Origin of the sequence: Catellatospora coxensis, from assembly GCF_016862635.1 — a bacterium.
GTDB lineage: Bacteria > Actinomycetota > Actinomycetes > Mycobacteriales > Micromonosporaceae > Catellatospora > Catellatospora coxensis.
In genome coordinates this window covers 55745-66811 of record NZ_BONI01000055.1, presented here as the reverse complement: position 1 = coordinate 66811, position 11067 = coordinate 55745, and the positions used below count along the sequence as shown (strand labels likewise).

Below are 11067 nucleotides of genomic sequence, written 5' to 3'. Positions count from 1 at the left end.
TTGGTTCCGTCGCGTTCTTCGACGCCAACTGCGGGTGTGCCATGCCCGAACTCACCTGATCTGGCCCTGTCCGCCCGCCTGGTAAGGAATCGAGCATGCGCTACGAAGCCGATCCGGCTCCGGCCGTCGATCATTCGAGACATCCCGCGGGCACGATGACGTGTCCCGAACAGGTGGCCACACCTGAGGGATTCGGGGACATGGCGGAACTGCAGGACTCGTCGCCGTTGATCGACACGCCTTCGCTGCTGGCTCAACGAGCCCACGAGGAAGGCTGCCTGCTGCTGCGAGGGTTGATCCCCGCGGCGACGGTGGCCGACGCACGTGCCGGCCTCCTCGACACCGCCTCCCGCCACGGGCTGCTCGGCAAAGACGCCGCCTCCGTGGCAGAAGCGCAGTCCGACCGCTGGTTCGACTACTACGCCGATCTCACCGGATGCCAGGATCTCTACGCACTCGCCTGGGCCCGACCGCTACAGCAGACGATGCGCGCCGTCATCGCCGACAACGCGATCGTGCAGCCGTGCGGGATCTTCCGGATCGTCAGCGATCGCATCCGCACCGAGCCGAAACCGCCACACCAAGACGCCCGCTACGTCGGCACGGCGGCCGACATCTGGACAGCGTGGATCGCTTGCGCCCGGTGCGACGGCGACACCGGCGGCATCGCCGTCATGCCGCAGTCACACCGCGACGGGATGCTCGACGTCCACCGTGTCGGAAACAAGAACGAAGTCGTCGTCCCGGAGCACCTGCGCTGGCACGGTGCGGTCCTGGAACCGGGTGACGTCATCATCTTCTCCAGCTACACCATCCACCGCAGCGTGCCCGGCCGGCGACCCGCCGCGGTCCGGCTCTCCGCCGACTTCCGGTTCCAGCCCGCCGACCAACCGATGCGACCCGAGGCATGCCAGCCACATCTGCGGCTGCGCGACTGGGAGGGCATCTACGCAGCATGGGACGCGACCCGTGCACCAGGGCGGTACTACTGGCGCAACCCCGACCTGCGACTCGGGGTCCGATGAAGCAAAACCGCTCGCAGGCCCACGCACAAGACAACGGCTCGCGCAGCCGAGCCCGCGGACAGCCCAGAGGTTGACACCGTGACCTTCATCGCATCGATGGCTCGCCTGAATCCACTCGCGTGGCTAGCTCTCCGCGATCCCTGGAGGATCGTGTCGCATCAGCTTTCCGCAGTGATAGCCACGCGACCCGACCTGGACGACTCGCCCGAGTACCTGATCGGCATCCTGAGGTCAGCAGCGCTCGCCGCCGAGCTCACACCCATGGGTCACACATCGGTCAGATTCCAGCCCTGCGGCAGCTCAGCGGTAGTCCTGCTGGCCGAATCCCACATCGCCGCCCACCACTGGCCAGAACACCACAAGATGACCGTCGACATCCACATCTGCGACTACCGGCGCGACAACCTGTCGTCAGCGCAGAGGGCTGCCAAGTCGATCGAGAAGGCAGTCGCCACCAAAACGCCGACATGGCGCCTGAGAAGTATCGCCGGATGACCGGCTCACAGAAAGGCAACACCATGAACCAGCCGCTTGATCCCGAATCCAACCAAGCCAACGAGGTCATTTCCTCGAACCAGATGGTCAAGGCCACTCAGGTGGCGAGCAAGCCATTCCGGCGGGTCTCGATCACGCTCACCACCGAGCAGCAGGACGCGCTCCAAGAAATCACCGGCGAACGCATCACCGAACTCAACATCGAAGTCGAGGACCTTGCCGACCTTGCCGACATGGTCGCCAACTGACCCGCCGGGGGAAGCAGAATGGAAATGCGGCTGCGTGCTGACGTGCGTGCAGTGAGCCTGGACGGCGCACTGTGCGGCATCGAACGCGCCGGCGTGGCGATCCGGCTGCCGACAGCCGTCGCACGCAGCCTCCTCGACGGCGACACCCGATTCCTGACCGGGCCGCTAGCTCAGGCCCTGGACCAGCACGGCTTCGTCGAACCCGGCATCGAGCACCGCGAACCCGACGTCGACCGCAATGCGGTATTCGCAGCGGCACTGTGCGGAGACGACTCGACAACCTCGCTGGCCGGCCTCGCGCAGCACCAGTACGTGATCCTGGGCTGCGGCGGAATCGGGTCGAACACCGCGGTCGCACTGGCCGCACTAGGCGCCACGCGAATACTGGTCACCGACGACGACCGCATCGAAGCGGGCAACCTCAACCGGCTGTTGTGGGCTTCTCCGGCCGAGGTCGGCGAACTCAAGTGCGAAGCCCTCGCCAGGCACCTGAGAAACCAGTTCAATATCGACTGCGTGTCGGCAGCGGTCCGCACCTCAGCCGAAACCGTCAGGCGCGTACACGAGTCCCTGGCCGGATCCGCGACGTGGGTCATCGCTGTCGACGATCCCACCTCAGCCCGCGAAGCGGCAGGTTACCTGCACGGCCGGCCGCACACCTGCTACATACACGCCGGCTACGTGGGCGCACGGTGCGTCGTCGGCCCGATGGCCTTCCGCGACGGCGATCCCTGCCCGTTCTGCAGCGCATCACGTTACCGGGTCGACAACCGCGGCTACGTCGCGCCATCAGCAGCACCGAACAACCTCATGATTACCGCGATGCTCGCCGCGCAGCTGCTGCGCGCCGCCGGCACCGAGCCCGCTGCCAGCGCACTGCACCAGGCCCGCTGGACCCTGGACCTCATCTCGGGGATCGCGCAGACAACGCCGATGACCAAATCCACCGAATGCGAGGTGTGCAGCAGATGATCGCCCGACCCGAACAGCAGGCATACGTCAAGGACGTGGCAGCACTCGGCACACGCAACCTGCCACCCGGCGGCGAGCACACGCTGCACCTCATGTGCGAGCAGATCCCGCAGGGCGCCCGCCGCATCCTCGACCTCGGCTGCAACACAGGATGGACGACGTCCGTCCTTGCGCAGCTGCGGCCCGGCGCCGACGTCGTCGGCATCGACATCTCACCCGACATGATCACCACGGCAGGCGCGACCTACCAGGCAGGCAACCTGTCCTACCTACGACTGGACGCCGGCCAAGTCGCGCAGGAATTCACCGGCGTCGACGCCATCGTCTGCTTCGGCAGCTCGGCCTTCTTCGCCGACGAAACCGAGGTGTTCGCTGCCATCCGCGCGGCACTCGACGAACGCACCAGATTCGTCAACGCTCACTACGTCTACGACCCCGCCACACCACAACACCTGCGCGAACGCGAGCGCGACGAGTTCGGCGTCAGCAATGTGCCGACCTCAGCACAACAATGCCTGCAGTCCTACGAGAAGGCCGGGTTCGATCTCGGCAGCTACCGCCGCCAACCACGATGGCTACTGCCCGACCGGGCCCACGCCGACATCTACCGGTCAATCCTCAAGAACCTGCCCGGCATGGACACCGTCGTCGACGACATGCTCCGACGACGACTGCTCATCCAAGCACTGTGCGCCTTCCGCCACCCGGTCATCGTCTCGACGGAAACACCACCGGCCGACGCCGGACACGAGCACGCCAGCCCCGCGCGAGTACTCAAAGCCATGCAGTTCTTTCGGCTGCCGTTCAAGGCCCAGCCGATCGAACGGCTGAGAGCCATGCGGCCGTATGAGTTCCTCGCCTACATCGGTGACCCGGACGCCGCCCCGGGCGGCGCCGCAGCGGTCACCCGTGCCGCCCACCTGCTGCGCGAACTCGGCCTTCCAGAGCACGCAGAAGTGCTGGACGTCGGAAGCTTCACCGGCATGTCGACCTTCGCTCTAGCGGAAGTGTTCCCGCATACCACCGGCATCGACATAGACGGCGTTTTTGTCGCAGCGGCGTCGATGCTCGGTGCCTGCCTCAGCAGCCGCGCCAGGTTCCAGCACGGCGATGCCGCACAGACCGGCCGGGAGCCGGCCTCGCTCGACGCCGTGGTGATGACCGCCACCCTCGGCTATACCCCGGACCCGCACAAGCTGCTGCAAGAGGCGTTCCGAGTTCTCCGGCCCGGTGGGCTCTTCGTCGAATTTCTCTACCACCACCGAGACTGCGGAGATGCCGCGCATGCCCTGGTGCATAGCTCGGTCGGGCCCGATGTTCGGCTCCGAGCGCTGAGTTCGCAGGTGAACGACATCGAGGACGCGGGGTTCAGACTGATACGCGCCGAACGGATCGTCACGCCCACCGCAGAGCCGACAGCGGCCAGCACCGTGATCGACGCGCTGATCGCTCAGGAACGCGCACGCAACTCCCCCATGACCGATGCCGAGCAGGACGAATTCGCGTCGCTACTACGCCGTTACCTGAGCCGCGACATCGCCACCGCGTTGGACGCGAAGGCCTATCTGTGTGTTTTCGAGAAGCCGACCTAGTCTGCACCGCCAGCGGACGAGGCTGAGGTCGTGCCACATCAGCGGAAGATACATGAGGCATTGTCAAGACACGTTGGGACTGTCCGAGCTGGCAGCGTGCAGGGCACCGGCCGCGGCGACGACCAGAACGGCCGCGCAGCGGGCCGTCAGAGGCGCATGTGATGCTGGACGAGTGATCCACGAGTTCGAGGCCGAGTTGTGGCTGTGGGACGCGCGCCGCGACGACAGCTGGGTCTTCGTCAGCCTCCCGGCTGAGGCCTCCCGCGAGATCCGCGAGGTGAGCGACGGGCCGCGTCGCGGGTTCGGCGCGGTGAAGGCGCGGGTCACCGTCGGCGGTAGCACCTGGTTGACGTCTATCTTCCCGGACAGCGCGAGCGGCTGCTACGTACTGCCGCTCAAGCGCGCGGTCCGCAAGGCCGAACGCCTCGACGTCGGCGACATCGCGCCGGTGCGGGTCGACATCGTCGATCCGTGACCTCCCGCAAGGCCTGGTTGCCGTCCCGGCGATCCGCTCACCTGAGGCGACGAGTCGCGCGGCCGAGCCCCGCGCGGGTCGCGGCAGATCCGGATGGCGGCCGGCGAACCCGGTTGCCGCTCTGCCGATGCCTGTGACACCGTGCAGACCCCCGACCCCCGCTCCGAGGCCCAGATGACGATCTACTTCTACGGTGCCGACGAGGTTCCGTACGGCTGCTTCTCCAACTTCTCCGGCCACGGGTTCGACCTCGACGGCCGCTGGTGGGCGACCTCCGAGCACTACTTCCAGGCCCAGAAGTTCCCCGGTGACCGCCACGCCGAACTCATCCGGCGGGCGGCGACCCCGTTGCGGGCCGCCGAGCTGGGCCGCGACCGGTCCCGGCCGCTGCGCCGCGACTGGGAGCGGGTCAAGGACGACGTGATGCGCCGGGCCGTGACGGCCAAGTTCACCGCCCACGCCGACATCCGCGCCATCCTGCTGGCCACCGGCGACGAGGAGATCGTCGAGGACACCAGCACCGACCACTACTGGGGACGCGGCCGGAGCGGCACCGGCAAGAACATGCTCGGACGGATCTTGATGCGCACTCGCGCTCAGCTACGCGCCGACCTCCCGTAGAACGCCGACACCCGGAGGGCACCGGCTGGGCCTGCTCTGCGTGCGCGGCTCCGTGGCGGCTTCCGTGGTCACCACGGATGTGGGCGGGCCGCCCGGGAGGCGAAGCTGTGATCAGACAACACGACAGCCTCCGAAGGAGCACGCCATGACCGCCATCAACCACCTCATCCTCGAAGTCACCGACCCGGCCGCCGCCGACGCCTTCTACACCGCGGCCTTCGGACTGGGCGATCGCATCCGCGTGCGGGCCGCCGACGAACCGTCGGCAGGGTTCCGCGGCTACGCGATCTCGCTGGTCGTGCCCCAGCCCTGCGACGTGGACAGCTTCTTCGCCACCGCCCTGGCCGCCGGGGCGACGGCTCTCAAGCCGGCGAGCAAGAGCTTCTGGGGCTACGGCGGCACCCTCCAGGACCCGTTCGGCACCATCTGGAAGCTCGCGTCGGCGGAGAAGAAGAACACCGGCCCCGCGACGCGGCAGGTCGACGACGTCGTGCTGCTGCTCGGCGTCGACAACGTCAAGGCGACCAAGCAGTTCTACACCGACCGCGGCCTGGCGGTGACCAAGAGTTTCGGCAGCAAGTACGTCGAGTTCGGCACCTCGACCATCAAGATGGCGCTCTACAGCCGCAAGTTCGCCGCCAAGGACTCCGGCGTGTCGGCCGAAGGCTCCGGCTCGCACCGCATCACGGTCGGCAGCGACGCCGGAGGCTTCGTCGACCTCGACGGCTTCCGGTGGGAGGCCGTGTCCGCGTAGGCCCGCTCGGATCATCACCATCGGGTGGTGCGGGTAGCCAGTCCAGCTGGTCGTGTCTGCGGCATGCGGCGCGGTCGAGGTTCGGTGGTCCACCGCCGGCTCGGCCGCGCCGGTTCGGCGGCGGCGGCGGCGGTCGTGCCGTAGGCGCCCCGCTCCCGACTCCCGCAAGAGGGATCACCAACGGGCCAGCCGGCGGGCGTGGCGCAGGTAACGGCGGTACAGCCCGACCGCCGGCGTGGACGGACAGTTGTCCAGCCAAGGCTTCTCGGCGCCGACGAAGTGCAGGACCACCGGCGACGACGGCACCTTGGTCGCGGCGAGGATCGGGTGGACCCAGTCGCCGAGTTCGGCGAACCGGTCGACCTCGAACGTGTTGAACTCCGGCGGCAGCGGCTGGACTGAGTCGTGGCGCAGGCCCCAGAGGTTGAGCGCGTCCTGGTCGTTGTAGTGGATATGGCGCCCGTCGTGGCGCATGATCCGGGCCACGTCGGTGTGCAGCCGGGCCAGCACCTCGGTGTCGCACCACATCGCGCCGGCGTTGAAGTAGGGGCGACCGCGAAACCCGGGCCATCGGTCGGCCACCCCGGGCAGCGCCGGCCCCGTGCCCACGGTGTGGTTGAACAGGTCGCGTACCAACCCGATCCGGCCGCGGGCAAGCGTGCCGAGCGGGCTGGTGAGGTCGCCCAGCACCAGCACGTCGCTGTCCAGATACACCAGGTGAGGGCGATCGACGAAGCCGGCGTCGAAGTCGAATCGAAGATAGGTGGCCGTCGAAATGTACGAACCGTCGACGACCCGCCAGCCGGGCCTGACCCACCGCAGGTCGAATGACCGGAAACCGAGGAAGCGCACGGTCGCCGCCATCATGGCCGCGTCGGCGCGGGACAGATCGGGGGTGAGCACCCTGACGGCCGCGGACGCCCGGTCGGGGGTCGCGTCGGCCAGCGAGAGCAGGGTCACCAGCGAGGGCAGAAGGTACGCCGTGTCTACGCACAATCCCACGGCGTACATGGGCTCAGGCTCGCGTTGCGGCCCGGCGCGGCCGGAACTCCCGGTCGTCGGCGTAGACGAAGGTGCGCACGGCCAACGCCGGCCGCCTCTGGCGCACCGCCTCGAAGGTGATACCCGCGTCGAAGGCCAGATCGACCAGGGCGCCGCCCCACCGGCGTACCGGCTGGGGCCCGGTGCGCAGTAACGCGGCCAGCACCGGCACCGCCCCGGCGAGCAGGGTCCACAGCGGGAGCCCCACGCGGACACCCGCCACCGCGAACATCATGATCATGAGGCTGGTCGTGACCGGGTTGGCCCGCCAGGTCCGGCGGTGGCGGTGCCGCGAGCACAGGAACACGTCGGCCCGGCCGTACGTGAACTGCTTGGCCAGCACCTGGCTCCACCGGCCCGCCGAGTCCCGCTGGTGCAGGACCGCTGCCCGGGCACAGGTCAGCCAGCGGTATCCGCGATCGCAGGCGCGCACGCCGAGGTCGACGTCCTCGCCGCCCACCACCGTGAACGCCCCCTCGTCGAACCCGCCCAGCCGGGTGAACACGTCCCGGCGTACACACAGGTTGCTGGTCGTGGCCCAGCCGACCTGCGTGTAGCGGGCGGCCACGTCCACCGCGTTCTGGTAGAGCCGGCTGAAATCCAGGACCTGCCACAGCGGCGTCCGTTCACCTGACCAGACGGTGGCCCCGGCGACCCCGGCCACGTCAGCCGGCGCACCGGCCAGCGCGTCGAGATGGCCGGCGATCAGCTCAGGCGTGGCCACACAGTCCGAGTCGACGAACAGCAGCAGGTCGTGGCTGGCGGCCCGGACGGCGAGGTTGCGTTTGGCGCTCACCGAGCGCGGGCCGCGCAGGTGACGCACGCCCAGCCGGATGCACCGGCGCCGCAGCGCCTGGAACTCCGGCTCGGGCGAGTCGTCCACCACGATGATCTCCACCGGCACGTCGGCCACCCGGGCGGCGATCAGCAGCGAGGCCAGCAGTTCGCTGACGTGGCGCAGCCGTCCCCGGTGGGTGGGAACGCACACGGTCACTGCCACCGGATCCCCGCTGTCGGGTCCTTGGCCCGGCTGACCAGGCTCGCCGCCTGACGCAGGTAGGTCCGGTAAAGGCGTACCCCGTCGGTGCCCGGGCAGGTCGGCTGCCACGGCTTGTCGGGGCCGACGAAGTGCAGCACCACCGGGGTGCCCTCGCGGGCCCGGCTCTGGGCACCGTCCTCGAACCGGTCCAGTTCGAAGCGGTTGTACGCCGGTGGGGCGGGCACGACGGCGCTCCCGTGCAGGGCCCACAGGTTCAACGCGTCCTGGTCGTTGAAATGGATGTGCTGCCCGGCGGCGGCCATGATCCGGGTGATCGACCGGTTCAGGCGGCCCAGCAGGCCGGTCGGGCACCACATCACCCCGGCGTTGAAGTAGGGACGGCCCCGAAACCCGGGCCACCGGTCGACGACCCCGGGCAGCGCCCCGCCCCGGCCCACCGTTGCCACGAGTTCGTCCTGGACCAGGGCCATCCGGGCCGGCTCCAGGCTGTCCAGCGGTGCCGCCACGTCGCCGAGGACCAGCAGGTCCGCGTCCAGATAGATCAGATGGTCGTCGCCGACGAAGTCGGCGGTGAAGGCGAAGCGCAGGTAGGTGGCTGCCGAGATGTGGTCGCAACTCACCACCTGCCACCGGTCGGTGGGATGCCACGCGATGTCGAACGACCCGAACCCCAGCCGCGCCACCACCGTGGCCATCGTCTCGGCGCGGCCCCGGCTCAAGTCGGCGGTCAACACGCGCACGCCCACGTTCTTGAGGTCACCGGCGGGTTGGCTGTCGGCCAGCGAGGTCAACGTGGTCAGGGCCGGCACAAAGTACGCCTCGTCGATGCAGACGCCCACCGTGTACATGCCGATTCCCGTCGCTTAGAGGCAAACCGTAACACAATGCATCCAACCTTGTCATTGTCTCTGACCTGCCCGGTGCGGCAGCGAACCGGGCAGGGGTGCGAAGGCCAGGTGCCAGAGACCCGTGGACGCCGGTCAGAGCCTGCCGGCAGACGGCGGTGTCCTCGAACACAGTGCCCACCCGGAGCCGAGGCGCCGGGTGGGCACGCGACAGAATTCAGGCTCGGCGGAACTACCCGAGCAGAACGACGCCCTGGGTGTCCTGGCCGTTGCCGTTCCAGTCGCCGATGACCGGGCTGACACCCGGGTCGCCGTACGGCCGCACGCGGGTCACCGGCTGCTGGGTGTCCGACTCGGTCAGGAAGTAGAACGTGCTGTTCGACGGGCGGTAGACGCCGATCTCGGCGATGCGGTCGGTGGTCCAGTCACCCACGATCGGGATGTCACCGGGGTTGCCGAACGGCACCGCACCACCCGTGATCTTGTAGAACGTGACGTTGCTGGGACGGTAGACGCCGATGTCGTCGCGGCCGTCGCCGTTCCAGTCCCCGATGATCGGCAGATCACCGGCGTTGCCGTAGGTGATGGGCGCCGGTGCGGCGTCCCCGTCGAGCATGTGGAAGTAGAACGTGCTGTTGCTAGGCCGGTAGACGCCGATGTCGTCGCGGCCGTCGCCGTCCCAGTCCCCGGCGATCGGCTTGTCGCCGAAGTTGCCCAGCCGCACCACCACGTCGGCGAGACCGCCCGAGCACGGGCAGTTGCGCAGGTAGAACGTCCAGGTCGTGGGATCGTACAGGCCGATGCCATCGCCGAGGTAGCCGTCCCAGTCCCCCGCGATCACCACCGACGCGCCGAACCCGTAGGAGAACGCGGCAAGGGTGGCGGTGCTCGCGTTCAGCGAGTCCGACAGTGCGAACACCGGCACGGCGCCGCGCGAGCGGAAGAAGCTGGTCTCCTTGCGGGCGCCCGCCCACGACATGGAGAAGTGGACGTGGTCGGTGTGCGGGTTGGACCCGGTGTAGGTCACCCAGTTCTTGTTGCCGGTGGTGGACCACAGGGTGATGATGCGCCTGTTCCAGATGATCTCACCGATGCCCAGCCGGCGGGCGTTGGCGTGCGGATTGCCACGCTCGTCGGTGGCCAGCAACCAGGTCAGCACCTCGTTCACCCGAGCCGCCTCGTAAGCGTCGAAGGCGTTCATCCCCCAGTCCCACGCGCGGCTCTCCCGGTGGTACGAGGTGTCGTCCGAACAGTTGGTGTAGCCGAGGTGTCGGCCGCCGGCGCCGGCGAGCACCATGTCGTGCAGGTAGACCGTGCCAGGCTGCGGCGTGGTGATGCAGGAGGTCGGCAACTGTCGCGTCGGGTAGCCGTCGATGCCGGTGTGGACGCCGGCCGTGCTCGCGGCGTGGGCGCCGCCGACGCCGACCAGCTGGCCCGCCAGAGCCATCGTGACAGCCGCCAGGACTGTCAACGTGCGTCGGACTCGGGTTTTCCTCACGGTGTGGGTCATGGGGGTGCTGGGCTCCTTTGTGTGCGGGGGTGGTCGCGGCCGTTCGGCCGCGGCAGAAGCGCGACGTGCCGACAGTCGGTTGACCGCCTGGCGGTGGAGGATGAGGCGACGCGCCTGACGACGGCGCCGGCCGGGAAGGCCGGCACGAACAGCGTGTTGCCGAGGCACGGCGCGCCAGGTCGCCACCGACCCGCTCCGGATCACTCGGGCGTCGGCGCTGGTCCCGCCTGTCCGGTCAGGACCGGAGCCGGATCTGACCGGACACCGCGCAGTGGGCGAGCCGCCACCAGCCAGGGGCTCGACCGGCTCGATATCGGACACGCGCGGGGTGGAACATCTCGGGTGCGCCGTGAAGGCGTGCCGGCGGAGTTCATGTCATCGACGCGAAGCGGCACCTGTCACATGCATTCGTGCAGCAGAACACCCACCGACGCCGCCTTCGCCGGCAAGCCGGCCCGGTCATCGCCGGATCATTCACCTGACGGAAAC

At 68.6% G+C, this 11067-nt stretch carries 12 protein-coding genes; 8 read left to right on the top strand and 4 right to left on the bottom strand.

What is annotated here, in order from left to right:
• The first annotated feature begins 95 nt into the window (after positions 1-95).
• The 8 genes from Cco03nite_RS28225 (at position 96) to Cco03nite_RS28190 (ending at position 6182) form a co-directional block, all read left to right on the top strand.
• On the top strand, positions 96-1025 hold the full coding sequence (locus Cco03nite_RS28225; protein ID WP_203695410.1) for a phytanoyl-CoA dioxygenase family protein: 930 nt from the start codon (positions 96-98) through the stop codon (positions 1023-1025).
• Between the two features lie 78 nt (positions 1026-1103).
• Positions 1104-1520, top strand: coding sequence for an S-adenosylmethionine decarboxylase (speD, locus tag Cco03nite_RS28220; protein ID WP_203695408.1), 417 nt, complete (start codon positions 1104-1106; stop codon positions 1518-1520).
• A complete protein-coding gene (locus Cco03nite_RS28215) occupies positions 1517-1768 on the top strand; it encodes a hypothetical protein (protein ID WP_203695406.1) in 252 nt (83 codons plus the stop codon). Before speD ends, Cco03nite_RS28215 begins: the two co-directional genes overlap by 4 nt.
• A gap of 18 nt (positions 1769-1786) precedes the next feature.
• Positions 1787-2740, top strand: a complete 954-nt coding sequence (locus Cco03nite_RS28210) for a ThiF family adenylyltransferase (RefSeq protein ID WP_203695404.1) — start codon at positions 1787-1789, stop codon at positions 2738-2740.
• A complete protein-coding gene (locus Cco03nite_RS28205) occupies positions 2737-4332 on the top strand; it encodes a methyltransferase domain-containing protein (protein ID WP_239167726.1) in 1596 nt (531 codons plus the stop codon). Before Cco03nite_RS28210 ends, Cco03nite_RS28205 begins: the two co-directional genes overlap by 4 nt.
• A 172-nt stretch (positions 4333-4504) precedes the next feature.
• A complete protein-coding gene (locus tag Cco03nite_RS28200; protein WP_203695400.1) occupies positions 4505-4807 on the top strand; it encodes a DUF1905 domain-containing protein in 303 nt (100 codons plus the stop codon).
• Positions 4808-4948: 141 nt separating this feature from the next.
• A complete protein-coding gene (ybiA, locus tag Cco03nite_RS28195; RefSeq protein ID WP_239167724.1) occupies positions 4949-5428 on the top strand; it encodes a riboflavin biosynthesis intermediates N-glycosidase in 480 nt (159 codons plus the stop codon).
• A 145-nt stretch (positions 5429-5573) separates the two neighbouring features.
• Complete coding sequence (locus Cco03nite_RS28190) at positions 5574-6182, top strand: VOC family protein (RefSeq protein ID WP_203695398.1); 609 nt, start codon at positions 5574-5576, stop codon at positions 6180-6182.
• Between the two features lie 174 nt (positions 6183-6356).
• On the opposite strand, the gene Cco03nite_RS28185 is transcribed toward Cco03nite_RS28190, so the two are convergent.
• The 4 genes from Cco03nite_RS28185 to Cco03nite_RS28170 form a co-directional block, all read right to left on the bottom strand.
• Positions 6357-7193: a glycosyltransferase family 8 protein gene (locus Cco03nite_RS28185; protein ID WP_203695396.1), complete on the bottom strand. Its 837-nt coding sequence runs from the start codon at positions 7191-7193 to the stop codon at positions 6357-6359.
• A gap of 4 nt (positions 7194-7197) precedes the next feature.
• The gene (locus Cco03nite_RS28180; protein ID WP_203695394.1) at positions 7198-8223 is read right to left on the bottom strand and encodes a glycosyltransferase family 2 protein; all 1026 of its coding nucleotides are present in this window, start codon (positions 8221-8223) and stop codon (positions 7198-7200) included.
• The gene (locus Cco03nite_RS28175; RefSeq protein ID WP_203695392.1) at positions 8214-9071 is read right to left on the bottom strand and encodes a glycosyltransferase family 8 protein; all 858 of its coding nucleotides are present in this window, start codon (positions 9069-9071) and stop codon (positions 8214-8216) included. The genes Cco03nite_RS28180 and Cco03nite_RS28175 overlap by 10 nt, the downstream gene beginning before the upstream one ends.
• A 229-nt stretch (positions 9072-9300) precedes the next feature.
• On the bottom strand, positions 9301-10515 hold the full coding sequence (locus tag Cco03nite_RS28170) for a VldE C-terminal domain-containing protein (protein ID WP_203695390.1): 1215 nt from the start codon (positions 10513-10515) through the stop codon (positions 9301-9303).
• Between the last annotated feature and the right edge of the window lie 552 nt (positions 10516-11067).